This window comes from Haloferax sp. ATB1 (assembly GCF_000730175.1).
Window position 1 is genome coordinate 1 of record NZ_JPES01000072.1, and the last position, 26,607, is coordinate 26,607.

General features: G+C 65.4%; 29 protein-coding genes, 1 tRNA gene and 5 pseudogenes. 19 read left to right on the forward strand and 16 right to left on the reverse strand.

The features are described from left to right. Both ATB1_RS24130 and ATB1_RS11435 read right to left on the reverse strand, forming a co-directional pair. Positions 1 to 167 (reverse strand): annotated as a pseudogene (locus tag ATB1_RS24130) (PH domain-containing protein); the annotation flags it as partial. Then, positions 164 to 793, reverse strand: coding sequence for a PH domain-containing protein (locus ATB1_RS11435; RefSeq protein WP_042663836.1), 630 nt, complete (start codon positions 791 to 793; stop codon positions 164 to 166). The gene ATB1_RS11435 and the pseudogene ATB1_RS24130, both read right to left, overlap by 4 nt. A gap of 136 nt (positions 794 to 929) precedes the next feature. Here ATB1_RS11435 and ATB1_RS11440 point away from each other — a divergent pair, with 136 nt between their 5' ends. The 5 genes from ATB1_RS11440 (at position 930) to ATB1_RS11460 (ending at position 6,115) form a co-directional block, all read left to right on the forward strand. Then, positions 930 to 1,415, forward strand: coding sequence for an Lrp/AsnC family transcriptional regulator (locus tag ATB1_RS11440; protein ID WP_042663838.1), 486 nt, complete (start codon positions 930 to 932; stop codon positions 1,413 to 1,415). Beyond that, the gene (locus ATB1_RS11445) at positions 1,412 to 2,563 is read left to right on the forward strand and encodes a pyridoxal phosphate-dependent aminotransferase (RefSeq protein ID WP_042663839.1); all 1,152 of its coding nucleotides are present in this window, start codon (positions 1,412 to 1,414) and stop codon (positions 2,561 to 2,563) included. The genes ATB1_RS11440 and ATB1_RS11445 overlap by 4 nt, the downstream gene beginning before the upstream one ends. 95 nt (positions 2,564 to 2,658) lie before the next feature. Beyond that, on the forward strand, positions 2,659 to 3,084 hold the full coding sequence (locus tag ATB1_RS11450; protein WP_042663840.1) for a universal stress protein: 426 nt from the start codon (positions 2,659 to 2,661) through the stop codon (positions 3,082 to 3,084). Positions 3,085 to 3,233: 149 nt separating this feature from the next. After that, positions 3,234 to 3,950: a hypothetical protein gene (locus tag ATB1_RS11455; protein ID WP_042663841.1), complete on the forward strand. Its 717-nt coding sequence runs from the start codon at positions 3,234 to 3,236 to the stop codon at positions 3,948 to 3,950. 134 nt (positions 3,951 to 4,084) lie between these two features. Beyond that, positions 4,085 to 6,115, forward strand: a complete 2,031-nt coding sequence (locus ATB1_RS11460; protein WP_042663864.1) for a hypothetical protein — start codon at positions 4,085 to 4,087, stop codon at positions 6,113 to 6,115. On the opposite strand, the gene ATB1_RS22430 is transcribed toward ATB1_RS11460, so the two are convergent. From ATB1_RS22430 to guaB, 4 genes are all read right to left on the reverse strand, one after another. Next, positions 6,116 to 6,256 carry a hypothetical protein gene (locus tag ATB1_RS22430; RefSeq protein WP_198526092.1) on the reverse strand — a complete coding sequence of 47 codons (141 nt, stop codon included), beginning with the start codon at positions 6,254 to 6,256 and terminating at the stop codon, positions 6,116 to 6,118. Between the two features lie 221 nt (positions 6,257 to 6,477). After that, positions 6,478 to 7,065: a HalX domain-containing protein gene (locus ATB1_RS11465; RefSeq protein WP_042663842.1), complete on the reverse strand. Its 588-nt coding sequence runs from the start codon at positions 7,063 to 7,065 to the stop codon at positions 6,478 to 6,480. Between the two features lie 153 nt (positions 7,066 to 7,218). Next, positions 7,219 to 8,307, reverse strand: coding sequence for a TrmB family transcriptional regulator (locus ATB1_RS11470; RefSeq protein ID WP_042663843.1), 1,089 nt, complete (start codon positions 8,305 to 8,307; stop codon positions 7,219 to 7,221). A 228-nt stretch (positions 8,308 to 8,535) separates the two neighbouring features. Then, positions 8,536 to 10,032: an IMP dehydrogenase gene (guaB, locus tag ATB1_RS11475; protein ID WP_042663845.1), complete on the reverse strand. Its 1,497-nt coding sequence runs from the start codon at positions 10,030 to 10,032 to the stop codon at positions 8,536 to 8,538. A 391-nt stretch (positions 10,033 to 10,423) separates the two neighbouring features. Between guaB and ATB1_RS20710 the strand changes: the two genes are divergently transcribed. The 5 genes and pseudogenes from ATB1_RS20710 to ATB1_RS22020 all read left to right on the forward strand — a co-directional run bounded on the left by ATB1_RS20710 (position 10,424) and on the right by ATB1_RS22020 (position 12,613). Then, entirely contained in the window at positions 10,424 to 10,621 is a 198-nt protein-coding gene (locus ATB1_RS20710) for a hypothetical protein (protein ID WP_081603265.1), read from the forward strand. Positions 10,622 to 10,705: 84 nt separating this feature from the next. Next, positions 10,706 to 11,621 (forward strand): annotated as a pseudogene (locus ATB1_RS11480) (DUF5794 domain-containing protein). 42 nt (positions 11,622 to 11,663) lie between these two features. Beyond that, positions 11,664 to 12,047, forward strand: a pseudogene (locus ATB1_RS11485) (secondary thiamine-phosphate synthase enzyme YjbQ); the annotation flags it as partial. A gap of 105 nt (positions 12,048 to 12,152) precedes the next feature. Beyond that, on the forward strand, positions 12,153 to 12,380 hold the full coding sequence (locus ATB1_RS11490; RefSeq protein ID WP_013035372.1) for a DUF5795 family protein: 228 nt from the start codon (positions 12,153 to 12,155) through the stop codon (positions 12,378 to 12,380). A 56-nt stretch (positions 12,381 to 12,436) separates the two neighbouring features. Further along, positions 12,437 to 12,613 (forward strand) — tRNA-Trp (locus ATB1_RS22020). A gap of 293 nt (positions 12,614 to 12,906) precedes the next feature. Here ATB1_RS22020 and ATB1_RS11495 read toward each other — a convergent pair. Beyond that, on the reverse strand, positions 12,907 to 13,311 hold the full coding sequence (locus ATB1_RS11495; protein ID WP_042663846.1) for a hypothetical protein: 405 nt from the start codon (positions 13,309 to 13,311) through the stop codon (positions 12,907 to 12,909). A gap of 23 nt (positions 13,312 to 13,334) precedes the next feature. Next, positions 13,335 to 13,640, reverse strand: coding sequence for a DUF6516 family protein (locus ATB1_RS11500; RefSeq protein ID WP_042663867.1), 306 nt, complete (start codon positions 13,638 to 13,640; stop codon positions 13,335 to 13,337). Positions 13,641 to 13,873: 233 nt separating this feature from the next. Here ATB1_RS11500 and ATB1_RS11505 point away from each other — a divergent pair, with 233 nt between their 5' ends. Continuing rightward, entirely contained in the window at positions 13,874 to 15,013 is a 1,140-nt protein-coding gene (locus tag ATB1_RS11505) for a DUF4238 domain-containing protein (RefSeq protein WP_042663847.1), read from the forward strand. An 835-nt stretch (positions 15,014 to 15,848) separates the two neighbouring features. On the opposite strand, the gene ATB1_RS11510 is transcribed toward ATB1_RS11505, so the two are convergent. Continuing rightward, positions 15,849 to 16,106 (reverse strand): hypothetical protein, encoded by a 258-nt coding sequence (locus ATB1_RS11510; protein ID WP_042663849.1) that lies wholly within the window; start codon positions 16,104 to 16,106, stop codon positions 15,849 to 15,851. 105 nt (positions 16,107 to 16,211) lie between these two features. Between ATB1_RS11510 and ATB1_RS11515 the strand changes: the two genes are divergently transcribed. From ATB1_RS11515 to ATB1_RS11525, 3 genes are all read left to right on the forward strand, one after another. Then, positions 16,212 to 16,592: a hypothetical protein gene (locus ATB1_RS11515; RefSeq protein WP_042663850.1), complete on the forward strand. Its 381-nt coding sequence runs from the start codon at positions 16,212 to 16,214 to the stop codon at positions 16,590 to 16,592. An 89-nt stretch (positions 16,593 to 16,681) separates the two neighbouring features. Continuing rightward, entirely contained in the window at positions 16,682 to 17,167 is a 486-nt protein-coding gene (gene hdrA, locus ATB1_RS11520; protein WP_042663851.1) for a dihydrofolate reductase HdrA, read from the forward strand. A gap of 98 nt (positions 17,168 to 17,265) precedes the next feature. Further along, the gene (locus tag ATB1_RS11525; protein ID WP_042663852.1) at positions 17,266 to 18,570 is read left to right on the forward strand and encodes an MFS transporter; all 1,305 of its coding nucleotides are present in this window, start codon (positions 17,266 to 17,268) and stop codon (positions 18,568 to 18,570) included. Here the strand turns inward: ATB1_RS11525 and ATB1_RS11530 are convergent. From ATB1_RS11530 to ATB1_RS11550, 5 genes are all read right to left on the reverse strand, one after another. After that, a complete protein-coding gene (locus ATB1_RS11530) occupies positions 18,567 to 19,664 on the reverse strand; it encodes a glycosyltransferase family 4 protein (RefSeq protein WP_042663853.1) in 1,098 nt (365 codons plus the stop codon). The genes ATB1_RS11525 and ATB1_RS11530 overlap by 4 nt on opposite strands. Before the next feature lies 1 nt (position 19,665). Next, entirely contained in the window at positions 19,666 to 20,043 is a 378-nt protein-coding gene (locus tag ATB1_RS11535) for a 6-carboxytetrahydropterin synthase (protein ID WP_042663854.1), read from the reverse strand. 6 nt (positions 20,044 to 20,049) lie between these two features. Continuing rightward, positions 20,050 to 21,048: a zinc-binding dehydrogenase gene (locus ATB1_RS11540; protein WP_042663855.1), complete on the reverse strand. Its 999-nt coding sequence runs from the start codon at positions 21,046 to 21,048 to the stop codon at positions 20,050 to 20,052. Positions 21,049 to 21,051: 3 nt separating this feature from the next. After that, the gene (locus ATB1_RS11545) at positions 21,052 to 21,837 is read right to left on the reverse strand and encodes a GTP cyclohydrolase III (protein WP_042663856.1); all 786 of its coding nucleotides are present in this window, start codon (positions 21,835 to 21,837) and stop codon (positions 21,052 to 21,054) included. Positions 21,838 to 21,912: 75 nt separating this feature from the next. Continuing rightward, positions 21,913 to 22,167, reverse strand: a complete 255-nt coding sequence (locus ATB1_RS11550; RefSeq protein ID WP_042663858.1) for a hypothetical protein — start codon at positions 22,165 to 22,167, stop codon at positions 21,913 to 21,915. Positions 22,168 to 22,245: 78 nt separating this feature from the next. Here ATB1_RS11550 and ATB1_RS11555 point away from each other — a divergent pair. The 3 genes and pseudogenes from ATB1_RS11555 (at position 22,246) to ATB1_RS23885 (ending at position 23,945) form a co-directional block, all read left to right on the forward strand. Beyond that, positions 22,246 to 23,027, forward strand: a pseudogene (locus ATB1_RS11555) (HAD-IIA family hydrolase). Between the two features lie 108 nt (positions 23,028 to 23,135). Then, a complete protein-coding gene (locus ATB1_RS11560) occupies positions 23,136 to 23,732 on the forward strand; it encodes a DJ-1/PfpI family protein (protein WP_042663859.1) in 597 nt (198 codons plus the stop codon). A 78-nt stretch (positions 23,733 to 23,810) separates the two neighbouring features. Beyond that, entirely contained in the window at positions 23,811 to 23,945 is a 135-nt protein-coding gene (locus ATB1_RS23885; RefSeq protein ID WP_004968055.1) for a hypothetical protein, read from the forward strand. A 101-nt stretch (positions 23,946 to 24,046) separates the two neighbouring features. Here the strand turns inward: ATB1_RS23885 and ATB1_RS11565 are convergent, their stop codons facing one another. Together ATB1_RS11565 and ATB1_RS11570 are read right to left on the reverse strand one after the other, a co-directional pair. Next, positions 24,047 to 24,445: an OsmC family protein gene (locus tag ATB1_RS11565; RefSeq protein WP_006600356.1), complete on the reverse strand. Its 399-nt coding sequence runs from the start codon at positions 24,443 to 24,445 to the stop codon at positions 24,047 to 24,049. Between the two features lie 103 nt (positions 24,446 to 24,548). After that, on the reverse strand, positions 24,549 to 25,265 hold the full coding sequence (locus tag ATB1_RS11570) for a metal-dependent hydrolase (protein ID WP_042663861.1): 717 nt from the start codon (positions 25,263 to 25,265) through the stop codon (positions 24,549 to 24,551). 308 nt (positions 25,266 to 25,573) lie between these two features. Here ATB1_RS11570 and ATB1_RS11575 point away from each other — a divergent pair, with 308 nt between their 5' ends. After that, positions 25,574 to 26,305, forward strand: a complete 732-nt coding sequence (locus ATB1_RS11575; RefSeq protein ID WP_042663862.1) for a fumarylacetoacetate hydrolase family protein — start codon at positions 25,574 to 25,576, stop codon at positions 26,303 to 26,305. A gap of 176 nt (positions 26,306 to 26,481) precedes the next feature. Beyond that, a pseudogene (locus ATB1_RS23280) lies at positions 26,482 to 26,607 on the forward strand (gluconate 2-dehydrogenase subunit 3 family protein); the annotation flags it as partial.

Sequence of the window (26,607 nt, forward strand, 5' to 3'; positions counted from 1 at the left end):
GCCACGGCGGCCGAGACGACGGCGATCGCGGCTCCGACGACCGCGGCGGGGATGACGGTCTGTATCCGCGGGCGACCCGCCCAGCGGACGGTCTCGTCGTCGCCGCGGGCCAGCCAGTCGTCGACGGCCGCGACGGTCTCCGAGTCGGTCGCTGAGTCGGTCGTCATCGCTCGTCGGTCGTCGCGTCGAACTCGAAGTCGCTCGGTTCGAGCGCGTCGGGCGAGGCGTCGGAGTCGGAGTCGGTTCCGTCCCCGTCGGGCGCGTCGTCGCCCCCGGCCGCCTCCCCCTCACCCTCGACGGCCCGCCGAATCGCGCGGAGTTCGGTCAGGATGTCGTCGAGGACGGCCGCCTTCCCCTCGGCGTCGGTCTCCGGTCCGGAGCGGCGCTTGATTCGCTCGTTGACGAGCGTCTGGAGCGACTGCGGGTCGGCGACGTTCTGGAAGCTCATCTCGATGCCGCTGCCGCCGGCCGTGCTGATGTTGACGGAGCCGTAGCCGAACTGCGCGCCGAGGAACGTCTGGCTGTAGGAGGTGTCCTGCACCTTGTCGAACTCGATGCGCTGGACGCTCCGGGAGAGGACGCCCGACTTCCGGTAGAGCGCGTCGGAGGTGACGACGTAGTTCGTGTTCGTGTGCGAGAGGTACGACCCGACGAGGAGCGGAATACCCACGAGAACGAGCGAGAGCGGGACGCCGACGATGAAGGAGGGCACGAGGCTGTAGGGATGCGGGGTGTCGGCCCAGAGCACCTCTTCGTCGTCGTCGAGGGTGAGCCAATCGAACTCGGTGGTCATGGCTGACACGTTTCCGGCGGCGGTGGAATAGTGTTCCGCCGACTAAGGCCGCCGTCCGTGGGTGTCGGTACCGCTTACCACGACAATTCCGCCCGGTTGGGCAAATCATTTTACGGATGCCCGCAACGGGGCTTCCATGGACAAGCAGTCACTGCTCGACTTGCTGCGTCACGACGCTCGCGAGAGCGTAGATGACATCGCCCGCCAGCTGGGCGCAGACGCCGAAGCAGTGGCAGCAGCGCTCGAAGAACTCGAAGACGACGGGGTCATCCGCGGCTATCAGGCGGTCGTCGACTGGAACAGCGTCGAGGAGGAACACGTTCGCGCGCAGGTCGAAGTCGACGTGGAGCTCGACCGCGAGACGGGCTACGAAGAAATCGCCCGCCGCATCGCGCGGTTCCCCGAGGTCGCCACGCTCAGACTCGTCTCCGGCGACTACGACTTCTTCATCGAGGTCGAAGGCGAGTCGATGCACGCCGTCTCGAACTTCGTCTCCGAGCGCATCGCCCCCATCCCCGAGGTCACGAAGACGGTCACGCACTTCGTGATGGACTCCTACAAGGAGGAGGGCATCGAACTCGGCGACGGCGACGACGACGACCGGCTGTCTGTGTCGCCATGACGCTCGGCGACCAGCTCTCGGACCGCGTCGAACAGGTGCCGCCGTCGGGCATTCGGAAGTTCTTCGAGCTCGCCGAGGAGGTCGACGACGTCATCTCCCTCGGCGTCGGCGAACCCGACTTCTCCGCGCCGTGGGCCGCTCGGACCGCCGCCATCGACTCGCTCGAACGCGGCAAGACCTCCTACACGTCGAACCGCGGGATGCGCGAACTCCGCGAGGCCATCTCGGAGCGCGTCACCCGCTACGGGCAGGAGTACGACCCCGAAGACGAGATAATCGTCACGACGGGCGCGAGCGAGGCCGTCGACCTCGCGTTCCGGGCGTTCGTCGACCCCGGCGACGTGGTGGCGATTCCCCAGCCGTCGTACATCTCGTACACGCCGGGGGCCATCTTCGCCGGCGGCGAGCCGCTACCGGTTCCGACCCGCGCCGAAGACGAGTTCAAGCTCACTCCCGAGGCGCTCGAAGCCGCCGGGGCCGACGAGGCCGACGTGTTGGTGCTTTGCTACCCGAACAACCCGACCGGCGCGGTGATGACCGACGACGAACTCGCCGACGTGGCCTCGTTCGTCAGGGACCACGACCTCGTCGTGCTCTCCGACGAAATCTACTCGGACCTCCGGTACGAGGACGACCACGCCTCCATCGCCACCCAGCCCGGGATGCGCGAGCGGACCATCGTGTTCAACGGCTTCTCGAAGGCCTACGCGATGACCGGCCTGCGCCTCGGCTACGCCATGGCTCCGGCGGGAGCCATCGACGCGATGAACAAGGTCCACCAGTACGCGATGCTGTCGGCGCCCACGACGGCGCAGTACGCGGCGCTCGAAGCCCTGCGGTCCTGCGACGACTCCGTCGAGGAGATGCGCCGCGAGTACGACCGCCGCCGGCGGTTCGTCCTCGCCCGCTTCGAGGAGATGGGACTCGACTGCTTCGAGGCGAAGGGCGCGTTCTACGTCTTCCCCGAGGCCCCCGACGGCGACGACGAGGCGTTCGCCGAGGGCCTCCTCGAAGAACAGAACGTCGCGCTCGTCCCCGGAAGCGTCTTCGGCGAGGGCGGCGCGGGCCACCTCCGCGTCTCCTACGCGACGGGGATGCGCGAACTCCGCGAGGCGATGGACCGCATCGAAGCGTACGTCAGCGACTGAGCCGACCGGACGACACCCGCACCCCCTTTTTCCCGAACGAGCGCCGCACCAAAGTATGCGAATCATTCACACGGTTGGGGCGCGTACGTTCAGCGATGTACGACGAGATCCTGCTCCCCGTCGACGGGAGTCCGACGGCCGAACAGGCGGCGCCGCACGTGTTCGACCTCGCCGAGCGGTACGACGCGACGGTCCACGTGCTGTTCGTCGTGAACACCACGCGGGACAACGCGGGTATCGTCGGCGGGCCGGTCCTCGAAACGCTGGAACGGGAGGGCAAACGCGTCGTCGATGAGGTCACAGCACGCGGCGAGAGCCGCGGTATCGAGACGGTCGGGGCCGTGCGTCGGGGCGCGCCGCACGGCGCCATCCTCGACTACGCGACCGAACACGGCGTGGCGGTCATCGCGATGGCGACCCACGGGCGGACGGGCGTCGAACGCGTGCTCCTCGGGAGCGTGACGGAGCGCGTGGTCCGGACCGCGCCGGTCCCCGTGTTGACGGTCCGTGCCACCGAGTAGTCCGGGCGAAGCGGACACGGCGACTCGGCCGTTCGAACGGCCGTTGACGCCGCCGGGCGGAGTGTGTCATCGGTGCCGACCACTGTTGGCACATCTCGGGGGACCAACACGCAAAGTCTTATTAAATGTGGTTTCGTCGTTCGATACGAATGGTTTCGGGAGGTGACACGGACACCGCCGTGACGGAGGACACGTCCACGTTCCAACTCGGGTTGGACGACCTCAAGCGACGGGGGAGTGCGCTCCTCGTCGTTGGATCGGTTCCGACCGAACTCTACTCGCGTGCGTCCAAGCAGATGCTCGGCGCTCCCGACGAGCCGCGGCGTCGTCTACTGGTTCTCAACGGTTCGACGCCGCTCGACGACCGGCTCGATCCCGGCGTCGAACGCTCCGCGGAGTGGACGCGCGTGGTTCGGTACGCGACGCTCGAACGGAGCGCGGCGGCATCGCCGTCGCCGGCCGCCGCCGTGCCGAGTGCGGACGACACCTGCGAGCGCTGGATCGACGGCGGCCTCGGCCGACTCGGCGCGGAACTCGCCAACGACGTGACCGAGTTCGACACGCTCGCCGGCGGGCTCTCTCCGGCCGAACTCCGCGTCGCGTTCGACTGTCTCCCGTCGCTCCTCTCGCGGTACGACCGAGACCACGTGTTTCGGTTCCTCCACGTCATGACCACCCACGTTCGCGCGCGAGACGGGATGGTCCACGTCTGGTCACCCGGTGACCGCGAAGACGAGGTCAACCGGCTGCTCGAACCGCTGTTCGACGCCGTCGTCGAACTCGACGTCGAGGGTTCCGAGGCCCGCCAGCGGTGGTGTCTCCGGCGGAAAGACGTCTCGTCCGGCTGGTTTCCGTTGGAGTCGTGAACTTCTCGCGACCAGTACGTTTTTCACCTTAATCGTGTCACATAGACACAATGGAACCGCCCGGGCAGGGCGAGCGGGCTGACGCGTCTTCCACGCTGGAAGTCGGCTTTTCGCTCCCTTCAGAAGGAACGGGGTTGGTCGTTCGGGACAACGTGGAACGCCACCAGTTCGTGCTCCGCACGCCGTCGCCGGTCGCGCCGGAACCCACCGACCGCCGTCGGTTCTCGCTTCCGACGGACGCCGCGGTCCGCATCGAGACCGGCCGCATCGGGCTGGCGGCGAACACGGTCGTCTGCGTCCGCGACGAGGCGGGATCGATGCTCGCGCAGGTCGACCAACAGGGGCGCGAGGAACTCGGGGCGGGAACGTACAGCATCGAACTCTTCGGCGCGGTCAAGACGTACCTCCGGGCCGACGGACCGCTGACCGTCGACGCGCGACCGTTCGAAACCGTGCTCTCCTTCGAGGACCCGCAGCCGGTGTCCGTCGGCGCGCGGTCGTCCCACGAGAGCCCGGCGGCGACGATTACGACGACCGACGACCCGCTCGACGTGATGGCGGCCGTCTCGGCGTTCAGTTCCGCGCTCAAGACCACGAGCGTCGAGCGGTCGTACCCGACGCTCCGGGGCCACCCGCCGCTTCTCGAACTGGGCGACGAACTCGCCGTCCCCGAAGCGCTCGACGTCCCCGAGACCGGCGTCCGCATCGAACTCCCGCCGACGCTTCGCCACGTGTTCGTGGCGACGCCGCTGGCGTACTACCTCGGCGCGCGGCTCGTCCCCGGTGACGCCCCGCGACTCGTCGCCGAAAGCGGGTTCGTCCACGACTTCGACGGCCCCCACGGCTTCGAGGAGGCGGTCGCGCGCGCGCTCAAGCGGACGTTCTTCCTCGACTGCGTCGTTCGGACGGAGGGCATCTACGACGTGCCGCTCCACGAGCGCCAGACCGTCGAATCGCGGACGGACATCGAGGTCAAGGAGTTGTACGACGCGTCGCTCGGCGAACGGCTCTCGGCGTACTTCGAGATTCCCTACGAGCGGATCGCCGACCTCCTCCCGGAGTGGAAACTGACGACGCACGTCGCGCCCCGGGCCGACAACATCGAGCTTCTCCCATTCGTCACGAACGACCTCGCGGTCGTCCGGACGCCGTCGGGAACCGAGGTTCACCACTCGGCGGTTCAGGCGGCGGTCGTCGACGACTTTCTCAGGGACGACGGCGACGGCGACGTCGTCAGGAGCGCGGGCACGACGACGCCGAGCGAGACGTACGTCAAACCCAGTTCGACCGATTCGGTCGAGCAGGCGTGGATCAGCGACGGGACGCCCGTCGGCGCGAGCAAGACCACGCCCGCCGCCTACCGGAACCGCCTTCAGCGGGAGCCGACGCAGGGTGACATCGGTATCACGGTCGTCTGTAACGACCCCGAGATGCTCGCCGAGACGGATATCGTCGACGAGGTGTACGGCTCGCGCGACGGACTGTCGTTCGACGTCGACGCCCACTACGACCTCAGCGGGGCGGCGCTTCGGGAGACGCTCGCGGAGCCGACCGACTTCCTCCACTACATCGGTCACATCGACGACGACGGCTTCCAGTGCCGCGACGGCAGGGTCGACGCGGAGACGCTCGACACCGTCGGCACGGGGGCGTTTTTCCTCAACGCGTGTCAGTCGTACGACCAGGGGCTGGCGCTCGTCGAGGCCGGCGCAATCGGCGGCATCGTCACGTTCAGCGAGGTCGTCAACAGTCAGGCGGTCGGCGTGGGGCGCACGCTGGCTCGCCTCCTCAACGGGGGGTTCCCGCTACAGGCGTCGCTGGAGGTGGTCCGAATCGACAGCGACGTGGCACACCAGTACGGCGTCGTCGGGGACGGCGGGCTGTCGGTCGTGCAAACTGAGAGCGGGGTCGCGGTGCTCTGTGAAGTGGCCCAGCTATCGGGTGACGAGTACAGTCTCTCGTACGAGTCGTATCTGACATCACGGTGCGGCCCCGGTTCACTTATCATCCCTGCGTTACCCGGGACGAACGAGTACTATCTGTCTTCGCAGGACCTTTCGGATATCAAGCTCACAGAAAACGAGCTTCGAGAGTTTCTCGCGCTAGAACAAATTCCCGTCATCTATGACGATGACGTCTACTGGAACTGTGAATTCCTCCCGTAATTACGGGCCGTAGATGACACCCGTGTTTCCGGCCGCCACGCTGCCGGCCTGTGAGAGCAGGAGCGCGAGCGTGAACAGGACGCCCATCATGCGGGGGTTCTGACGAAGGTACGCGACCATCTGGTTGCTGTCGTCGGACATGTGCAGTTACCTCAAGGAGCGAGCTCAAAATATAATTTTTCGTGTATATCTGATATGAAATTAAATGAATTAAGTGGGCGGGACTCGCAAGTAATCGTCAATCAGACGAACGGTCCCCGTGTGAGTGCGAGAAACGACCCGCCGGGTACGAAAAACGGCCCGTTAACCGACGAAGACGGGAGACAGAGAGAACGGTCGGCGTCCGAAACGGGCGGGCTCGTTCAGTTGTCGATATCGGCTTCGCCGCCGATGTCCCGGTACACCGCGGAGATTCCTTCGGTCTCGTCGAGCTGGCCGAGCGTCTCGTCGAGCTCGCGCCGTAGCTCGTTCAGACGGGCGGTGAGCCGCTGGTACTCCTCGTTTTCTTCGAGCGCAGCCTCGTCCTTTTCGGACTCTAACAGCGCCTTCTTCGACGCGAGGGAAAACAGGTCCTGAATACCCACGTCGTAGGCGTTTCGCAAGATGAGGTTAGAGACCGTCTCGGTCAGCGCTTCGCGCGAGACTGGCTTAACGAGATAGTCGTCGAAGCCCATCGCGATGATGTCGAAGTCGGGTTCGACCGCGGTCACCATCGCGACGCGGCACTCGAAGCCACGGTCCCGGATCTCCGAGAGCGCCTCGTCGCCCGAGAGGTCGGGCATTCGACGGTCGAGGAGAACAACGTCAACCTCGTCGTCGAGCTTATCGAGCGCCTCGCGGCCGCCGTAGGCGACACGAACGCTGTAGTCGTTCCTAAGCCAGGTTGCGTACAGGTCGGCGAGGTCAGGCTCATCTTCAACGATGAGCACCAGTGGCTGTTCTGCGCTCATTGGTATTGTAGTGGTGTTCCGGGGACGCTCACGAAACTCAATGTCGTGCAGTGGTATATCAAAATACCTCTTGTCTAACGCCGTCCGAAACCGCACTTGTGGGCACTAATTACCCCCCGGAGTTGTTATACATTCCGGCGAACCGAACAGATACTACCCGTCAGGTGTCCCCGAAATCGACTCGATAGTGATGCGGTTCGCCTCGACGTCTTCCAACACCGCACCCCACCCGCCGACGGTGTAGGTCTCCCCGTCGGTCTCGACGGTGAGACAGACCTGTCCCGCGAGTTCGGAAAACGACAACGTGTCCGTCGGCGTGGAGACCGCCGTGTAGTACACGTCCGTCACTTCGCCGGTGAACTCGATGGGGTCGCGCTCGTCGGTCTCGTAGCCCTTGATGTGGGCGACGATTCGGTTCCCGTCGCGGACGAGCGGTTCCGCGTCCTGAACGAAGTGTCTGATGTCGGAGTACACTATCGGCGGTTCGTCGGTCTGGGCGTCGTAGACGACGTCCCAGACCTCCCACAGCGCCGTCTGGAAGTACCAGTGGAAGACGTACGCCAGCGTGTAGTCGTCGACGAGGACGCCGTACTGGTTCACCGAGTTGTCGTGCGGCGCGAAACACGCGCCCGTCCGGTCGACGATGGCGACGAACGGCGTCGGCAGCGTCCGGTGTCTGACCTCCGTGGCGACCCCGCGGTACTCCCGCCGTGCGACCGGTTCGAGTTCGTCGGTCCGATCGGGGTGGAGCACGATCTTCACCAGCGCGCCGTTCTCGTACGCCTCCGCGAGCGCCGGCTTGAGCTCGTCGAACTGCTCGGGGGTGACGGACAGTTGGACCTCGCCGTCCGCCTCCCGAATCATCTCTTCGGCCCGGCTGAACACCGTCTCGAAGCGTTTGACGATGCTCAGCATGTGCCGGTCGACCGCGGGCTGTTGCCAGCGCGTCTCGATTTCCTCCGCCGCTTCGTCCAGTTGGACGGCGCGGTTCTTGAGGTCCTCCATCACGGATTTCGGGTCGCACGCCCGCGCGTGCAGACTGTCCTGTTCGTACGTCTCGATGTAGCCTTTCGCTTCGAGGTCGCGGAGAACATCGTAGATACGGGCGGTCGGCACGGCGCAGGCGTCGGCGAGTTCGGTCGCGCTCGCCGCTCCGAGTTGGAGGAGCGCGACGTAGGCTTCCGCCTGATACTGTGACAACCCGGCGTTCCGAAGTGCGGTGCGTAGCTCCGCGGTATCCATCGCTTGTAGACGGACGACATACATCCCTATTAATTATCGCATGTTCTCGTCCCGCGGTCGTTCCGGGAGTCGAGTCGTTAGATTGCGAATGCGACGCGAGGGTGAGCGCGGCGGGACCCCGAGCGGTGTCCCAGAAAAACGCCGGCGTTCGGGAATCACGGCCGGAGCGCGGTGAAATCGGAGCAGAGACGGTAGAGACGAGAGAGACCGGAGAAACGCGAGAACGCGTTACTCGCTCGGACTGTAGTTCGGCGCTTCGTCGGTGATCATCACGTCGTGGGGGTGGCCCTCGGTCTGGCCGGCGGCCGAGACGCGGACGAAGCGGGCGCGCTCTTTGACCCCGGGGATGGTCTCCGCGCCGACGTAGCCCATGCCGGACTGCATGCCGCCGACGAGTTGGTGGAGTTCGGACGCGAGCGAGCCCTTGTACGGCGTCGCGGCCTCGACGCCCTCGGGGACGTACTCCTCGTCTTCGTTGTCCTCTTTGAGGTAGCGGTCGGCACCGCCGGACTGCATCGCGCCGACCGAACCCATGCCGCGGTACTGTTTGTACTTCTTGCCGTTCATCGTGATGACGCGGCCGGGTGCCTCGTCGGTGCCGGCGAAGTAGGAGCCGAGCATGACGGCGTCGGCACCGGCGGCGACCGCCTTGATGGCGTCGCCGGAGTAGCGGATGCCGCCGTCGGCGATGACCGGGATGTCGTAGTCGGCGGCGACGTCGGCGACCTCCGCAACGGCCGAAATCTGGGGCATGCCGGAGCCGGAGACGACGCGGGTCGTACAGATGGAACCGGGGCCGATGCCGACCTTGATGCCGTCCGCGAAGTCGACGAGTTCGGCCGCGGCCTCGCGCGTGCCGACGTTCCCGACGACGACGTCCGCCTCGACGGACTCCTTGATGTCGCGGGCGGTGTCGATGACGTTGAGGTTGTGCGCGTGGGCGCAGTCGATGAAGATGACGTCGACGCCGGCGTCGTCGGCCATCTGCGCGCGCTCGTCGTCGAACGGGCCGACGGCGACGCCGCAGACGAGGCGGCCGTCGTCGTCGCGGGCGGCGTTCTCGTGTTCGCGGCGCTGGAGGATGCCCTGCATCGTGACGAGGCCGACGAGGCGGCTGTCGTCGTCGACGATGGGGACGCGCTCTATCTTGTGGTCGTACATGAGTTCGAGCGCGTCGCGGGCGGTCACGTCGCGTTCGGCCGTGATGACCTCGTCCGTCATGGCCTCGCCGACCTCGTCGGACTCGCCGACTTCGAGGTATGGGCGGATGTCCGTGCCGGAGATAATGCCGAGGACCACGTCGTCGTCGTCGACGACGGGCGCGCCGGAGACGCCGGCGCGCTCCATCATCTCGTCGACCTCGCTGATGGTCTGGCCGGGGTTGGCCGTGACCACGTCCTCGCGGCGGATGACGAGTTCGTCGGCGCGCTTGACGCGCTCGATCTCGCGGACCATCTGCTCGGCGTTCATGTTGCGGTGGAGCACGCCGAGGCCGCCCTCGCGGGCCATCCCGATAGCCATCCCGCTTTCGGTGACGGTGTCCATCGCCGCAGAGAGGATGGGAATGTTGAGTTCGACGTTCTTCGAGACGCGCGTCGACACGTCGGCGTCGTCGGGTTCGACGCGGCTCTCCATCGGGCGGAGCAGCACGTCGTCGAATGTGAGGGATTCGGGTACCCGTAGCTTCTCGGTGAAGGGTTCTCGGTCAGGAACGTCGTTCGCCATATCAAGCGTGGTTGCGGCGACGACAAAAGGGTTGCGAGATAGCACGGGCGTGTCGATGTATCGCAAACTACGCGTCAATATGTACACGTGTGTGCTTACGCGGCCGCCGCGTCGGCGGGCGAGGCGCACAATCGGAACACGCGGCCGTGGCCGCGTCGACTGGATACGCCGGCACGACTGCCGAGGCACCCGTTCCTCGTCATGGTGTACCGAATGGCAATACTATCGTGAATAATCACCATGTTCACGAATGTGTATCCCAACATTTCCGAGATTTCAGAGTATATCCGACGAATCTTCAGCGACGCTTATAAATAAAGCAGAAATTTCTGTGTTGCATGCGGTCGTATCCCACACAACGTTTAATACTCCTGTCCTATTGTAATCTCGTATGGACTCCACGCGTCCCGCCGCATCGCGCATTGCCGGTCAAACGACCTCCGACTCCGGCATTCTCTTTACAGCGATGTGGCAGACATTTAAACGGGAGTTCAATATCGGACGAAATGGGCTTCGCGTGCGGAGCGCCCGCACCCCGCTGTCCGAATTGCGTCCCTATCGCCGCTTGGGCCATGGTGACGGCCAGTAACATCGAATGAGTGTCTCACGCCACCCAGTCGCCCTTCGCCTTGAGCAGCAGGTCGGGGGTGCCACCCGACTGCTCGCAACCGTCATGGGGCTGCCCCTCATCGACGGCATCTTCCCCGCGCTCATCATCGCGGGGGCGCTGACGACCACCGCGGGCGACCCCTCGATTACGGGCATCCTCCAGACCGGCCTGCTCATCTTCGGCGGCTCCGCGACGGTCGCGGTCATCCTCGCCGAGATGGACGGCACGCGCCGCGAACAGCTCACGTCCATCCTCCTGCTCGGCGCGCTGCTCATCCCCGTCGCGGTCGCCGAGGCCGCCCTCGCGGAGGTCATCGCGGAGGTCCTGTACTTCGAGCGGTTCCACCGGTTCGCCGGCCTCGTCATCCTCGCCGTGGCGGCGAAGACGGCCTCCTCGAAGGTCGGCGAGTACCTCCCGTCGCCGAGCGTCATCGTCGGCCTCGGCCTCGTTGCGAGCTTCAACCCCTCCGGCATCGAAGCTCTCATCAGCCCCGACACGAACCTGCTCACCGCTAACCCGGTGCGCCTCCTCAGCGCCGGCGCGGCGGCCGGTACCGGCGTCGGGTTCGCCGGGGCGGTCGCGCTGTTCGCCCCGCAACTCCGCGGCAACGTCGACATCGACCTCTTCCGCTTCGGTAGCTCGGTCGCACTCGGCATGCTGGCGCTCGAAGTGCTCGGCCTGATGCCGACGCAGGCACCCGTCGCACTCGGCGTCCTCGCCGTCACCGCGCTGTTCGCGTTCGACCCCGGCTCCGACGACGCGGACCTCGACGAGTTCGTCGACGACGCCTCCGCCACCGAGTCGGCCACGCCCAGCGCCCAACGCGAACGGGGCGGTCGCAGACGGCGGTGACGACGGCGACCTGACCGAGGACTACGACGCCCTGGTCGACGACGGCGCGGACGAGACCGACGACGACGGCTCCGGTCCGGGGTACGGCTACCCCGGCGAAGAGGAGTCCCGCGCGCCCTGGCTGTAACCCGCCGGGCGACTTTTTCTCCCGGCCGACGAACCCCGTCGCATGCGACGGAGCTTCGATATCCGAACCGAGCGCCGGCTTCAGGTCGTCGACGTGACCGACGAGGTCGAAACGGCGCTTGCCTCCGACTCAGACGGCGTCTGTACGGTCTTTTCGAAACACACCACCGCCGGCGTCTGCGTCAACGAATCCGAACCGCGACTGCTCGGCGATATCGAATCGATGCTCGCCGAGGCGGTCCCCGACGACGGCTGGGACCACGACGACCTCGACGGGAACGCCGACTCGCACCTCCGGGCGCTCCTCGTCGGCAACGGCGTCTCGATACCCGTCGCGGACGGCGACCTCGACCTCGGCCGGTGGCAGTCCGTCCTCCTCGTGGAGTGCGACGGCCCGCGCACCCGGACCGTGACGGTTGCGACGCCCCGAGTCGACCCGGGGCGCGGCCTCGCAGGCATCGGCGGCGTCGAACCCGAAACCGACGCCGACCGCTGGCGGAGGGCTTACTTACTTCGGGACGGTTGCACGGGTATGAGCAACCGCGTCGTACAAGGACGGATGGTCACGCCCGAGACGCTCGCCGAACTCGTCGAGGGCGAGCGCCCGATGGACGCCGAGCCGATTCAGGACGCCGACTTCGACTGCCCGGAGTGCGGCGAGAACGTCATCCAGGTGGGCTACATGCCGAGCGTGACGGAGTTCGTGACGGCCTACAAGTGCCAGGAGTGCGACTGGGCCGACGACGACCGCGACGAGTAGAATCGAAACCCCTTTAAGAAAAATCGCCATACGAGAGAGTGCAGACAGCACGAATCGGGGCTGTGGCCAAGCCCGGCATGGCGACTGACTCCAGAGGCTTGGCGCCCGGGACGACACTCCAGCTGATATACTGAGCGACCGACTGATCATCGGTCGTGTTGACGACCCTCTGGAGTTCCGAGGTGCCCACCGGAGATATCAGTCGATCGGGGGTTCAAATCCCTCCGGCCCCACTCTAACCTTAATCCTTTCGCAGGGAGTAATAAAAGAGGAGAGCAGCCGCGCTCACCTTACGTTAGTCCCTCTCTCAGGCGGTGATTCCGCGTGAGTCTCGCGCCCTCGAAGCGCGCGGGAGAACGCGCTGAAGCCGACCAGATTTAGCGCGTCGACGGCTTCGAAGTCGCACCGAAGTCGAAGGTGACCCGTCGTCGGTATCTCGGGGCGCTCGAACGGTACCGACTCATCGAACAAGAAGTCGCGACGCGAGGGACCCGGTATCGGCTCGTCGAGCCGCGATTCTCACAGGCTACGGGGCGGCGGCACCGATGTTGTTGTTCGAGTCCTTGAACGGAAGGTCGATTTCGAGGCCGTCGTAGGCTAATACTGGTTTCTTCGGGAGTCCCGGCCCACCGCCTTCGAAGTCGATGACACCGATGTCGGCCAGCTCAGTCAGGTTCCGGTGAACCTGCTTGTAGTCACGATTCACCAACTCCGCGGCTTCGCGGATGCTGTCTGGCTCGGACTCGGAGATTGCCTCTAGCAGTTCGAGGTTCTTCGGGCTGAGCAGTCGACTGAGTTCTGCGAACGAGTCGAAGTTCAGCACCGGCTGAGCGTCTTCGAGTTCTTCGCCTGCTTGAGCCGCCTTGAGCCGCTGTCTCGTACTTTTGTCGAGGTTGTTCCCCTCTCCAACCGTCACTTTGAGCTTCGTCATGTTTGTCTCCTCTCCGTGATTTCTCACGTTTCCCAGTCCCAAGAGATGGACGACATCTCCTCGGCCTCTTGTTTGAATCGGTCGTAGAGCGTCAGCATCCCAGGGAAGTCGATTATCTCGACTTCGGACCCGGCATGTCTCTCATGACCTTTCGTCCGTTCGTGGGCGTTGTCGTACCGGAGGATGGTGTCCCCAGCAATCTTGCCGAGATGGAGTCTGTAGTCCCACCCACTAGGACACTTTTCGTCCTCCGTTTGGCGGATGGTCACATTGACGACGTAGTCGTCTTTGACAGCCTTCCAGTCTGCAATCGTGATGTAGGACGCCATCCGCATCCTATGTTGTTCCCTCCATAGCCATAAGCCTATGGACGTAGCCACATAGCACCCCTGACGGCTCTGTTGAAATCTCAGTTGATGATAGTTTGTTGATGCCGTGTTGAATAGAGGGCGCGAGTCGGTTACTAACAGGTTCCCAGTATGAGAGAATTGAATCCTCAGAACAGGGGTATGCTGTAGCAAGGGCATTTATACTGTGAAATCCTTGCATAACAGCAGAAAGAATGCCTGAGCGGAAGAACCAGCACTACGTCCCCGAGCACTACCTCCGAGCTTGGGCCGACAACGAGATAACAAACGCACTCCCCCTGTCAAAAGGCGAATCCTTCCCAGAACACATCTCCTCTATCTGCTCCCGCAACTACTTCTACGGTGACCCTCCAGTAGTCGAAGCCGAACTCCAGCACATAGACGGATACCACGCGAACCCTGTCAGCGAACTCCGAGGCAAGGACAACCTCACTGATCTTTCCCCGCAACAGATCAAACTACTGCTGTCCTTCATTACTACACAGCGCTCCCGTACCAAGGCCACAAAAGAAGATATCCGTGCCGGCGAGGACTTCCTGCGAGACGCAATAAAAGATGACTTTGAACACGACCGGTACGAGGATCTGATTACCTGGGATCCAGAACTCACACCGGAAGAGAGAGTGGACACAATGGTTGACGCCTCTTTACTCGGGACCCATCACTACGTCATCGGGCTTGGAATCTTCGGATACCACGCAATCAAGGACTTGGAAGCGGTGATGCTGTGCAACCTCACCGACCAAGAGTTCATAATCTCTGATTCCCCAATCGTCTTCGACAACCCCTGCTACAAACCCAATTACGGAATAGTAGCGGGACTAGGCAACAGAGGCCTCCAAATCTTCTGCCCGATAAGCCCGGACCAACTGCTTCTGCTTTACGATCCCCAAATCTACAACCTCAAATCAAACCACAAGCAACAAGTCCTCATCAAAAGCCAAGAGATTGTCAATCAATTCAACCAAACACAGTTCCACAACGCAGAAAATACCGTACTGTTCCACAACAGCACCGAAGACTACATCCAAGACCTGCACAGCCAGATAGACGATGTCCGCCGCAGACAACAAATCACGATGCCAATGGAAACAGAAGAGATGGGCAAGGCAGAGGTACAAAAAGCCCCACCCTACCAACTACCAAAAATATCGCCTGACATACCTGGCATCAACACCGCTGAAGGATTCAAGTACACCAAAGAACGACCTACCTCTGAGCCTTGGGAAGGTCGGAACTTGGTACGCAGAATGTTTAACGAGGCCAAGGCGCCTGATGCTGGCCTGATCTACACAATCAGGGTCTTCGGGGAACACCTCGGATTGACCAGCTAAGCTAGCTTTGAGGGCTTGGCGAAGGTCAGGTGTTCGCACTCGTATTCTTCAACGATCTTGACCGTGGCTCCCATCCAAACCTTCCGCATCTTCCGACCGGTCATGAATAGCTAATTACTGGCCGTCTCTCACTCTCTACGCGCTAAAATGAGTCCACGGGACCTCCGCTCGACAACGGCGGAGATTGCAGTGCGTCTGTGTTGGCGGGTGTTCCCCGAATTACCACGCTGCGCCCGTGGTCTGATTTACTCAGTTGTTCGTTTGAACAGTGCAGTGAAGACGACGCCAACGTTGGCTAGTTCTAAGGCCATAGCGCCTAGCTCAGAACTGAGCGCAACGTCAACAACGTGCGGTAAGTAGTCGAGCATTTTGATGAGTACCCCCTGAGATGACCTTCGGCCGAGGTAGTGGTAATACTTCTTCTGAATTGACCCATCATTGTACAGACATTGATCAGACTGTCCCGTTCTGCACACCTATCTACCGGTTGATTCAATCGAGCATTCTTAAACTGAATGAGCGGACCGTGCTGAACACATCTCTCTGTCCGAGTCACGTGATCTCTGTCAGTTCCTAATGACTTCGACAGGCTCGATCTAACTGATTCGCTCATCTCGCTAATCGACAGACTGCGCTAGGATTCGTTCATTCGCCCAGTTTCTCTCATTCGAAAGAAGAGACGCGAGAGTGCGACAAAACCGGAGATTAGAACGTCGAATCCCCCGGGGCACTTAATGTCAATTCTAACGCAGGGTTTTAACACGGAGTAGCGACGCTCTCGCGTGGGTTCTCTCCCACTCGGGAGACGGTCCCCACGAGACTCACAAACCCGTACTCACAGGAGAAGCGCGAGGGAACCCAGCGCGACGCCCGCGGCCACGACGACCACCAAGCGAAGCGCCTGTTCGTCGTCCACGCGGAAGACGCCGGACGCCATCACCGAAACGAACCCACCGAGGAGCGCGCCCCGGAGAACCCCGGCCGCGCCAGCGACCGAGTCCGCCGGAACCGACACGCTGAGCGCAACCAGTCCCGCGGGTCCGACGAGAACCAACGCGCCGTCACGGCGGAGATTCCGCGACTGTTTCTCCATGCGTCGCAACCTCTATCGCTCGTTTGAAAAGAATTGGCGCCCGACCCGGAAGAAATTACCACAAAAATACCAATCAATTATAGCCGCTCGGGGTGACGGCGCGGTATGGTACGGGACACAGCGCATCGACTCGCCGAGTACCTGAGCAGGCGCATCGGCGACGAACTTCGGACGGTCGTCATCGCCGACGGCGACGGGTACGAGCTGGAATACATCCGCGACGACCTCTCGGAGCGGTACACCGAACGGACGCTGGCCGACGTCGTCTCCGACCTCCGGGTCGAAACGCCGCTTTCGGCTCCCAGCGTCGACTCGCCGCCCGCCGGCGAGCGCCGCGCCGTCGTCTACTACTACGAGAACGCGTTCGTCCTGCAGTTTCCCTTCTCCGAGACGGAGCGAATCATCATCAGTGTCGGAACCGACGCGGGGACCGACCTGCTTTGGTTCATCGAGGACTGCCGGCGCATCGTCGACCGGAGCGGCTGAGTGCCGGGGCGGTCGCGTCGGGGCCCCGCCGACCGCGGCGACGTCGCCGCTGCACAACGATTTTCTCTCCCGCGCCCGAGGGGTGAGTGATGGAACTCGTCTCTGTCGCCGCGCTCGCCGAGAACCGCGTCATCGGCCGCGACGGCGAACTCCCGTGGCCGAGCATTCCCGCCGACAAAGCGCAGTACCGCGCCCGCATCGCCGACGACCCGGTCGTCCTCGGCCGGACGACGTTCGAGTCGATGCGCGACGACCTGCCGGGGAGCGCCCAAATCGTCATGAGTCGAAGCGAACGGTCCTTCGCGGTCGACACCGCCCACCGCGCGGCGAGCGTCGAGGACGCGGTCGACATCGCGGAGTCGCTGGGCGCGGAGACGGCCTACGTTATCGGCGGCGCCGCCATCTACGCGCTGTTCCAGCCCCACCTCGACCGGATGGTGCTGAGCCGCGTCCCCGGCGAGTACGAGGGCGACGCGTTCTATCCCGAGTGGGACGACGACGAGTGGGCACTCGACGCCGAGACCGACTACGAGGGCTTCACGCTCCAAGAGTGGGTCCGGGCCGACCGCGACTGAGGTCGGGGCCACGCCAGCACGACCGGCGTCCGCGTACCTCGCGGCGAGGCCCGCTGGGGCGCGTAGCTTGATACGCCGGAGGGCCGTAGCGGGCGACGATGCGCCCGAACGTCGACACGCGGATTCTCGCGCTCGCGCTGGCCCGGATGGTCGACGCCCTCGCCAACTCGTTTCTGGTCGTCGTCCTCCCGTTGTACATCGGGAGCCAGTTGGTGTCGATGCCGTCGTTCGTCGGGACGACGCTCCCGCTCGGCCCCGTCGAGTTGCCCCTCTCGACCGAGCTCCTCATCGGCGTCGTGCTCTCGCTTTTCGGCTTTCTCAACAGCTTGAGCCAGCCGTTCACGGGGTCGCTGTCGGACCGGACGGGACGGCGGCGGGTCTTTCTCCTGACCGGTCTCGCGCTCGTCGCCGTCGGGAGCGCCGGCTACCTCGTGTTCGCGGACTACGGCTCGATACTCGTCATGCGCGCGTTGCAGGGCATCGGTGCGGCGTTTACCATCCCGGTCACGGTGGCGCTCGTGAACGAACTCTCCGGGGAAGACGAACGCGGCGGCAACTTCGGCCTGTTCAACACCTTCCGACTGCTCGGCTTCGGGACCGGCCCGCTCGTCGCCGGCGGCGTAGTCACCGCCGGCCCCTACTCGGTCGCCGGCGTCGGACTCTCCGGCTTCGACGCCGCGTTCCTCGTCGCCGTCGGCGGCGCGGCGGTCAGTTTCGTCCTCATCGTACTGCTCATCGAGGACCCCGAACGGACCGACAGCGAGGCGGCCGACGACATCTCGCTTTCGGTGCGGAACCCAGACGGGTCAGGCCTCGACCCGGTGTTCGCCCTCGGCGTCGCCACCGTCGTGATGGCGCTGAGCATCGCCATGTACGCCCCGCTGGCCAACGTCATCAACGAGCGCCTCGACCAGGGGACGTTCCTGTTTTCGGTGCAGTTCGGCGCGACGGTCCTCGCCAACGTGGTCTTCCAGTACCCCATCGGCCGACTGAGCGACCGCTACGGGCGGCGGCCGTTCCTCGTCGGCGGCTTCGTCCTCCTGTTGCCGACGACGCTCGCACAGGGGTTCGTCCAGACGCCGGGGCTGATGATTCTCGCGCGGTTCCTGCAGGGCGTCGCGGTCGCGGCCGTCTTCGCCCCCTCGCTCGCCCTCGCGGGCGACCTCGCCAAGGCGGGCCAGTCGGGGTCGACGCTCTCGATTCTCACGATGGGGTTCGGCCTCGGCGTCGCCATCGGCGCGCTGTTCTCGGGCGTCCTCGTCGGCTTCGGCTTCGCGGTCCCCTTCGTGGCCGCGACCGCACTCGGCGCGGTCGGGCTCTTCCTCGTTTACACGCAGGTCGGAGAAACCGTCGATGCCGACGGTGGTGGCGGCGGTGGCGGTCCTACGCCCGCCGGCGGCTAATCGCGGTTCGGATGCGACGCCGCGTCTGCATCCCCAACGATATCGAGCAGGAACGAGCGAATCGTCGCCGCCGTCTCGTCCCACGTCGGGTGCGCGAGGAATCGGTCGCGGGCCGAAAGCGACAGCGACTGCAGTCGCCGCCGATTCCGACACAGCGGGGCCACCGCGTCGGTGATCTCGGCCGAGTCGGTCGGGTCCACGAGGAAGCCGTTCTCGCGGTGCGCGACGAGTTCGCCCGCGCCGCCGGCCGACGAGACGAGCGCCGGGAGGCCGAACCCCATCGCCTCGACCGCGGCGATGCCGAACCCCTCGTAGTGCGAGGGGAGCGCGAACAGGTGGGACTCCCGGAGCGTCGCCGCGAGGTCGGCGTCCGAGAGCCGGCCCGCGAAGGTCACGCGGTCGTCGATGCCGCGGTCAACGGCGAGCGTCGAGAGGGAGTCGGCGTAATCGCCGTCGACCGGCGCGCCGACGACGGTTAGCTCCCAGTCGCCGCGGACGCGGGCGAGGCCGCGGAGCAGGCCGTCGACGTTCTTCCGCGGTTCGAGGTTGCAGACCGTGACGATTCGGAGCGGGCCGTCGGCGGCGCGCGCCCGTATCTCGTCGTCGCCGAGGGGCGCGCCGAACGACGAAAAGCGGTCGCCGGCCGGGTGCGCCACGACGCTCGGTTCGGGGTCGGTGACGGCCGCGACCGTCCGTTTCGTCGTCTCGCTGTTGAACACGAATGCGTCGGCGGAGCGGAGATACCGGCTCTCGACGGCGCGTCTGGCGCGTCGTCGCCACCACCGAAACCGCTCCAGCGAGTGGAGGTGGTGGACGACCGAGACGACCGGGACGCCGTCGGCGAGCAGGGCGTTCGCGCCGACGAGCGAGGGGTGACACAGTTCGTCCTGTAGGAGCACGTCGGCGTCGAGGCTCCGGAGGCGGCGGACGGCGGTGAGGTTGTCTCGGAGTCTCGTTCGGTACGGCCGCTCGGGGAGCGAGACGACGGTCACGTCGTCGCCGGCGGCGCGGAGTCCGCGGACGAGTTCGGAGTCGTAGCGATAGCCGCCGGAGCGACCGTCGAGCGGGCCGTAGACGACGATTCCGACCCGCACGTCAGAGCGGGGTCTCGTAGGTCGCGCTCGCCACGTCGTCCTCCCAGACGCGGACCGAGACGTGTTGGGGTGCGTCGAGAGAGGCCGCCTCGACGAACCGCTCGCACACCTCGCGGGCGAACCGCTCGACGCTCGGGTTCTCCCCCGCGAACTCCACGAGCTCGTTCATCGTCTCGTCGCGGTAGCGGGACAGCGTCGCGTCCAGCGCGGCCTTCACGTCGTCGATGTCGACGAGGTAGCCGTACTCGTCGAGCTCCGGCCCCGAGAGTTCGACCTCGACGGTGAACGCGTGGGAGTGCAGCTCACCCTCCGGGCCGGGGTTCGGAACCGTCAGGTAGTGCTGGGCGATGAGGTCCCTGCGGACCGAGACGCGGTACATGAACTGTCAACAGTTCCGGTAGGTAAAGAGGATTTGGACGGCCTCGTCGGGGGCGTCTTCGAGGAGTCGGTAGGCCCGCGCGGCTTCGTCGACGTCGATTCGATGGGTCACGAGCGGGTCGAGCGGGAGGTCTTCGAGGTGGTCCCACGCCAACGAAAAGCGGCGGTCGGCGTCCCAGCGCCCGCGGAGGTCGGGGTCGATGGTGCTGACCTGACTGCTCTCGACGCTGATGCGCGAGCGGTGAAATCGCCCGCCGAGGTCGAGCGTGGCGGGCTTGGTGCCGTACCACGACCCGACGACGACCCGGCCGTCGTACCGCGTCACCGACAGCGCGTCGTCGAGCGCGTCGGGGTCGCCCGAGAGTTCGAGCGTCAGGTCGGCCCCGTCTGCGGGCGCGTCCAGCGACTCGGGGTGGACGGCCTCGTCGGCACCGAGGCTCTCGGCGATGGCCCGGCGCTCGGCCACACAATCGACCGCGGTCAGGCTGCCGAGCGGGAACGCCGCGAGGAGCGCGGTGGTCACGAGCCCGACGACGCCCTGTCCGAAGACGACGACGTGCTCGCCGATGAGCGGCCGACCGTCCATCACGAAGTTGAGCGCGGTCTCCATCGTCGGCAGGAGGGCGGCGCGCTCGTCGGGCACGTCGTCGGGGACGGTGATGAGTTCCGACGGGGACGCGAGAAAGCGGCTCTCGTGGGGGTTGAACGCGAAGACGCGGCTTCCGAGCCGTGAGTCGGGCACGCCGTCGCCGACGGCCTCGATTTCGCCGACGGCGGCGTAGCCGTAGCGGAGCGGAAACGAGAGGTCGCCGTCGAGCGCCGCGATCGACTCGTCGGCGGCGAGGTCGGTCGGGGCCTCGCCGCGGTAGACGAGCCGTTCGGTTCCGGAACTCACGGCGGAGGTCAGCGTGCGGACCCGGACCTCGCCGGGGCCGGGTGCGGGGACGTCGCGCTCGCGGACCTCGACGCGTTCGGGGGCCACGAAGTAGACCGCGCGACCCTCCATCGCTCAGTCGTCTGCGGTCTCGACGGCGGCGTCGGCGAACTCGACGGTCGTGCCGCGGTGGCGGCAGTCTTCGAGCGCGTGCTTCGCCGCGAAGCCGGCCTCGTGGGCGTTCGACGCCGTGCCGACGCCGACTTTGAGTTCCACGTCCGCCTCGGCCTCGACGTGGTCGATGGCGGCGCGGTACTGGTCTTCTGTGAGGTCGGGCGTGACCGAGATGATGTTGTCGCCGCCGACGAAGAACGACAGCGCGCCGTGTTCCTCGCGCAGGTGGCGCATGAGCGACGCGTAGCCCTGTTCGATGTGGATGAACGTGTCGAACTCGTTGAGGCGGTCGGTGTACTTGCCCGTCGCGTCGTTCACGTCGAAGTGCGCGATTTGGAGGTCGGTTCCCGAGCGGTCGGCGTCCGCGAGCGTCTCCCCGGAGAGCACTTCGCGGCGGTCGCCGTCCTGTGCGCTCCCGACGCGCTGGATGCGGTCGGTGGCGCGTTCGAGCGCGACTGCGGGCGACCGGTCGGCGCCGATACCGAGACTGAGCGTTACGGGATAGCGGTTTCCGATAGACTCCTGCAGCAGTTCGTGGTCGTCGCGGTCGAGCCCGTTCGTGACCGCGACCATGTTGTCGAACCGGGTGAAAAACGCGTACCCGTCGCGAGCGCCGACGAACTGGGCCAAGTCGGCGAAGAGCCGCGACTGGAGCGTCTGGAGGTCCATCTCCCGCCGCGGGTCCGGAGTGACCGTCCACGGCCCGTAGTTGTCGATTTGGACGAGTGTCAGCTGCGTGTTCGTCACGGTAGACGAGTGGGGCGACGCGCATATTGGTCTTTGGTTCTGTGACGGTTCCGCCGCAACCCCGGAACCGACGGTTCAGCCCTCCGACTCCCGGAGCGTCCGACTGGCGACGACGTCGAGGACCGCCCACGTCGCGAGCCACACGCCGACCGACAGGAGGAGGAGGGCCGTCGTCGACAGCAACGGGCCGACGACGGAGACCGTGGCCACGATGGAGTAGGTCAGAAACACCGCGACCATCGCGGTCACGAGCCCGTAGACGCCGATGGGGCTGTTGCCGGTCGCCGGGCCGCGGAGCCACCCGACCAGCCGCTTCGAAGAGACATCCATACAGTGACATATGCCACCGTGGAACATAACGGTTCTCTCGGGCGAACGTTCAACAGCCCCGGTTCCCTACCGAGGACGATGGACTACAGAGGAGTGGTTCTCGACGTCGACGGAACCGTCGTTCGCGGTGACGAAGCGATTCCGGGCGCGCTCGACGGCCTCGCCGCCGTCGACGCCGCCGGGCTCGACCGGCTGTTCGTCTCGAACAACCCGACGAAAGCGCCCGTCGCTACGAGGCGCGGCTCCGCCGGGCCGGCATCGACGCGCGCGCCGACGAAGTCGTCACCTCCGGCACGACCACCACGGCGTACCTCGCCGACAGACATCCCGGCGCGCGGACCTTCTGCATCGGCGAGTCGGGCTTCCGCGACCAGCTTCGAGACGCCGGCCTCGAACTCGTCGGGCCGGGCGACGGGCCCGAAGTCGTCGTCGTCGCCATCGACCGCGAGTTCGACTACGACGACCTCCGCGACGCCAACAGCGCGCTCCGGTCCGGGGCCGCCTTCTACGGCACCGACCCCGACGTCATCATCCCGACCGCCGACGGCGACATCCCCGGGTCGGGCGCGATTATCAACGCCGTCGCGGGCGTCGCCGAGCGCGACCCCGACGCGATTCTCGGCAAGCCCTCGCGGGTCGCCCAGAAGTACGTCCTCGACAGACTCGGCCTGCCGCCCGAGGAGGTGCTCATCGTCGGCGACCGCCTCGACACCGATATCGCGTTCGGCCTCGACGCGGGTATGGGGACCGCGCTGGTCCGAACCGGCGTGACCGACGACGCGGCGCTCGCGGCGAGCGACTACGAACCCGACTTCGTCCTCGACGGCCTCGGCGACATCGGGCGCATCGTCTCGAAGTAGGCGGCGTCAGCCGCTCTCGCGGCCAGACGTTGACGCCGGTGCCGTCGCTATCTCCTCCTGCACAATCATTATCGTTCTGACGCGACAACTACTGGTCGGGTGAAGCCCATGTCCGGAAAGAAGATTCTGCTCCTCGCCGGCGACTTCGTCGAGGACTACGAGATTATGGTACCGTTTCAGGCGCTCCAGATGGTCGGCCACGAGGTCCACGCGGTGTGTCCCGAAAAGGAGGACGGCGACCGGTGTAAGACCGCCGTCCACGACTTCCGCGGCGATCAGACGTATCTGGAGACCCGCGGCCACGACTTCGCGCTGAACGCGACGTTCGCCGACGTGGACCCCGCCGACTACGACGCGCTCGTCGTCCCCGGCGGCCGCGCGCCGGAGTACCTCCGCGGCTACGACGAGGTGCTGGACGCCGTCCGGCACTTCTTCGACGAGGGGAAGCCGGTCGCCGCAATCTGCCACGGCCCGCAGATTCTCGCCGCCGCGGGCGTCCTCGACGGCTACGAGATGACCGCCTACCCCGCCGTCCGCGCGGAAGTCGAGCGCGCGGGCTGTTCGTGGGTCGACGAGGTGACCGTCGACGGCAACCTCGTCACCGGACAGGCGTGGCCCGACCACCCCGAGTGGCTGGCGGCGTTCCTCGACGTGCTCGGCACCGAAATCAGCCACGAACCGGCCGCAGCGGCCGCCGACGACTGATTCGCCGAACGGCTCACACGATATCGAGTGTGAGAATGTCTGACAAAGATTTTTATTAGGGGCGACGAAGGGAGTGGTATGGAAGAGCCGAACAGCCCGTACTTCCGCGAACAGGTCGACGACGTCGTCGAATCGGACCCCCAAGACCGCGAGGTTATCATCGTGGAAGGCGAGGCTATGAGTCTTCGAAGCTATAAGAAGCGCCGCTACTGACCCGGCGGGCGCGGTTCAGCGTCCGCCGCGACACCCGTCGCTGGCGGCGTCGATTTCTGCGAAAAGAATGGATACGTGTCGGCGCGAGCCGCGAGCGACGCTTAGAACGCGTCGCCGACGACGGTCACGTCGGCCTGCAGCTCGTCGCGGAGGGCGTCGTGGACGTGGCAGATGTCCTCGGCGAGTTCCGTGATCTCGGCGAACTCGTCGTCCGAGAGGTCGGACTCCACGTAGACGTCGAAGCTGATGCTCGTGAGGTCGTCGCCGTCGTCGAGGTCGGCGTCGGCGTCGATCTGGACCTTACCGAGGTCGTCGAAGCCCGTCTTCTGACCGCCGACGCGGAACGCGGGGAGGAAACAGGAGGCGTACGTCGCGACGAGCGCGGCGTTCGGGTTCGGACCCGTCTCGTCGGTGGCGTCGATCTGGAGGTCGAAGTCGCCGACCTGGCTCGTGCATGCGAAACCGTCCTCACTGACAGTAGAGGTCTGGATGTCGGACATTCATTTCAGACGAGGGAGCGACCGACCCTAAAAGTTGCTCAATAGGACAACGGTGTGCACGGGCGCCGACCCGAGAGGGGTCGTCGCCGACCGGGGCGCTGGGTTATTCGAGCGTGAACGACTCGTCACCGTCGAGGGCGTGGACTTCGGCCTGAGCGCCGGCGGCCTTGACCTCGCGCTCGAAGTCGCGCACGTCGATTTCGATGGCCGGGAACGTGTTGTAGTGCATCGGGAAGACGTGGTCGACGCCGAGCCAGTCGGCGGCGACGGCGCCCTGCCACGGCCCCATGGTGTAGTGGTCGCCGACGGGGAGCGCGGCCGCGTCGGGCTCGAAGTACGCGCCGAAAATCTCGCGCATGTCGGTCATGAGGCCCGTGTCGCCCGCGTGATAGAACGTCGTCGAGTCGGCGTCGGACTCCTGTGTCGGCACCGTGTCGCTGATCATGTAGCCGCCGGGCATCCCGGCCTCGTGCTCGTAGCCGGTGTTGATGCCGTTGGTGTGGTCGGCGCGGACCATCGTGACGAACGCGTCGCCGAGTTCGACCGTCCCGCCGATGTTCATCCCGATGGTGTCGTCGACGCCCATCTCGGCTTCGACGTAGCCGGTGAGTTCGGGTGTGCCGACGACCGTCGCGCCGTCGAACTCGCCTGCGTGGGCGATGTGGTCCGCGTGCCCGTGGGTGAGAAGCACGTAGTCCGGCGTCTCCACGTCGCTCGGGTCGAGTGACGTGGCGGGGTTGTCGAAAAAGGGGTCGATGAGAAGCGAGGTGTCTCCGACCGTGACGTACCACGTCGAGTGACCGTGCCAGGTGAGTTCCATAGCACTCGGTTGTTACATGCGAAATACACAAAAAGTTATTCGCAGGGGGCGGTGTGACCGCTTTTCGGCGGGCGCACTCGTCGGGGTTCTCTCGGTGTCGTTCGACGGGACAGCCCCGCCGCTCTCGCGTCGATTTCGACAGTAAAATCGGCCGCCGGAGTCCACTCGAACGAACTGTCCGGGGCGGCCGATACACGTCCGTCATCCCATGACTACAAAAGCGATGAGAATCGTGCAAGAATGTCTCACGTCACCGGCCGTCCCGCGCGATGTAAAAGCCTATCACGCCCCCCGCCGAGGCGTGGGGCATGCATCACGTTCGATTCCGCGACCCCGCGGGCGCAGTCCGAACCGGCGAGTGGCACGGCGATTCCGTCTCGTTCGGCGGCGAGGACTACGACCTCGACGAGGTCGAGGTGCTCCCCCCGTGCGGGCCGTCGAAAATCGTCTGTATCGGCCGCAACTACGCCAAGCACGCCGAGGAGCGCGACGAGGAGGTCCCCGACCGACCGCTTCTGTTCCTCAAGCCGCCGAACGCGGTCGCCGGCCACGGCGACACCGTCACGCTCCCCGCGGGCAAGGAGAACGTCGAACACGAGGCCGAACTCGCGGTCGTCATCGGCGAGCAGTGCCGGAACGTCGCCCCCGAGGACGCCGAGGACGTCATCGCGGGCTACACCGTGATGAACGACGTGTCCAACCGCGACGACCAGGACATCGAGACGAACTGGGTCCGCGGGAAAGCGTTCGACGGCTCCGCCCCGCTCGGACCGGTCCTCGCCGACCCCGACCACCTCTCCGAGGACGCGAGCATCTCGCTCCGCGTGAACGGCGAGACGCGACAGGACTCCAGCATCGAACACCTCATCTTCTCGGTTCCCGACCTCGTCGCCGAAATCACGACCTACATGACGCTCGAACCCGGCGACGTCATCTCGACCGGAACGCCCGAGGGCGTCGGCCCGCTGGAAGACGGCGACCGAGTCGCGGTCGAAGTCGAGGGCGTCGGCGTCCTCGAACACGACGTGCGACAGGACTGAGCGCGACCGACACCCCGTTTTTCCATCGCCGAGTCGCATCCCTGCGGTATGCGTGTTCCCCGATTGACACTCGTCGGCGTCGCGATACTCGCGCTCAGCGCCGTCGCGGGCGTCGTTCTCGACCGCGTGGGGTGAGAGGACAAACCCTATAATTAGGCTGACCTAATTCCCGCCGAATGCGACTGACGCGACGGGACGCGCTGGCCGTGCTCGCCGGACTCGGCGTCACCGGCGGGGCCGTCTCGCTGACGCAGTTCGACCCGCCGACCGCCGATTCGACAGGTGGGCGCGGCGGAGACAGC

Bases quoted from the DNA above. Each gene is read 5' to 3' on its own strand.
- ATB1_RS11435 (WP_042663836.1), bottom strand. From the start codon at position 793: ATGACCACCGAGTTCGATTGGCTCACCCTCGACGACGACGAAGAGGTG.
- ATB1_RS11440 (WP_042663838.1), top strand. From the start codon at position 930: ATGGACAAGCAGTCACTGCTCGACTTGCTGCGTCACGACGCTCGCGAG.
- ATB1_RS11445 (WP_042663839.1), top strand. From the start codon at position 1,412: ATGACGCTCGGCGACCAGCTCTCGGACCGCGTCGAACAGGTGCCGCCG.
- ATB1_RS11450 (WP_042663840.1), top strand. From the start codon at position 2,659: ATGTACGACGAGATCCTGCTCCCCGTCGACGGGAGTCCGACGGCCGAA.
- ATB1_RS11455 (WP_042663841.1), top strand. From the start codon at position 3,234: ATGGTTTCGGGAGGTGACACGGACACCGCCGTGACGGAGGACACGTCC.
- ATB1_RS22430 (WP_198526092.1), bottom strand. From the start codon at position 6,256: ATGTCCGACGACAGCAACCAGATGGTCGCGTACCTTCGTCAGAACCCC.
- ATB1_RS11465 (WP_042663842.1), bottom strand. From the start codon at position 7,065: ATGAGCGCAGAACAGCCACTGGTGCTCATCGTTGAAGATGAGCCTGAC.
- ATB1_RS11470 (WP_042663843.1), bottom strand. From the start codon at position 8,307: ATGGATACCGCGGAGCTACGCACCGCACTTCGGAACGCCGGGTTGTCA.
- guaB (WP_042663845.1), bottom strand. From the start codon at position 10,032: ATGGCGAACGACGTTCCTGACCGAGAACCCTTCACCGAGAAGCTACGG.
- ATB1_RS20710 (WP_081603265.1), top strand. From the start codon at position 10,424: ATGGACTCCACGCGTCCCGCCGCATCGCGCATTGCCGGTCAAACGACC.
- ATB1_RS11490 (WP_013035372.1), top strand. From the start codon at position 12,153: ATGAGCAACCGCGTCGTACAAGGACGGATGGTCACGCCCGAGACGCTC.
- ATB1_RS11495 (WP_042663846.1), bottom strand. From the start codon at position 13,311: ATGACGAAGCTCAAAGTGACGGTTGGAGAGGGGAACAACCTCGACAAA.
- ATB1_RS11500 (WP_042663867.1), bottom strand. From the start codon at position 13,640: ATGGCGTCCTACATCACGATTGCAGACTGGAAGGCTGTCAAAGACGAC.
- ATB1_RS11505 (WP_042663847.1), top strand. From the start codon at position 13,874: ATGCCTGAGCGGAAGAACCAGCACTACGTCCCCGAGCACTACCTCCGA.
- ATB1_RS11510 (WP_042663849.1), bottom strand. From the start codon at position 16,106: ATGGAGAAACAGTCGCGGAATCTCCGCCGTGACGGCGCGTTGGTTCTC.
- ATB1_RS11515 (WP_042663850.1), top strand. From the start codon at position 16,212: ATGGTACGGGACACAGCGCATCGACTCGCCGAGTACCTGAGCAGGCGC.
- hdrA (WP_042663851.1), top strand. From the start codon at position 16,682: ATGGAACTCGTCTCTGTCGCCGCGCTCGCCGAGAACCGCGTCATCGGC.
- ATB1_RS11525 (WP_042663852.1), top strand. From the start codon at position 17,266: ATGCGCCCGAACGTCGACACGCGGATTCTCGCGCTCGCGCTGGCCCGG.
- ATB1_RS11535 (WP_042663854.1), bottom strand. From the start codon at position 20,043: ATGTACCGCGTCTCGGTCCGCAGGGACCTCATCGCCCAGCACTACCTG.
- ATB1_RS11540 (WP_042663855.1), bottom strand. From the start codon at position 21,048: ATGGAGGGTCGCGCGGTCTACTTCGTGGCCCCCGAACGCGTCGAGGTC.
- ATB1_RS11550 (WP_042663858.1), bottom strand. From the start codon at position 22,167: ATGGATGTCTCTTCGAAGCGGCTGGTCGGGTGGCTCCGCGGCCCGGCG.
- ATB1_RS11560 (WP_042663859.1), top strand. From the start codon at position 23,136: ATGTCCGGAAAGAAGATTCTGCTCCTCGCCGGCGACTTCGTCGAGGAC.
- ATB1_RS23885 (WP_004968055.1), top strand. From the start codon at position 23,811: ATGGAAGAGCCGAACAGCCCGTACTTCCGCGAACAGGTCGACGACGTC.
- ATB1_RS11565 (WP_006600356.1), bottom strand. From the start codon at position 24,445: ATGTCCGACATCCAGACCTCTACTGTCAGTGAGGACGGTTTCGCATGC.
- ATB1_RS11570 (WP_042663861.1), bottom strand. From the start codon at position 25,265: ATGGAACTCACCTGGCACGGTCACTCGACGTGGTACGTCACGGTCGGA.
- ATB1_RS11575 (WP_042663862.1), top strand. From the start codon at position 25,574: ATGCATCACGTTCGATTCCGCGACCCCGCGGGCGCAGTCCGAACCGGC.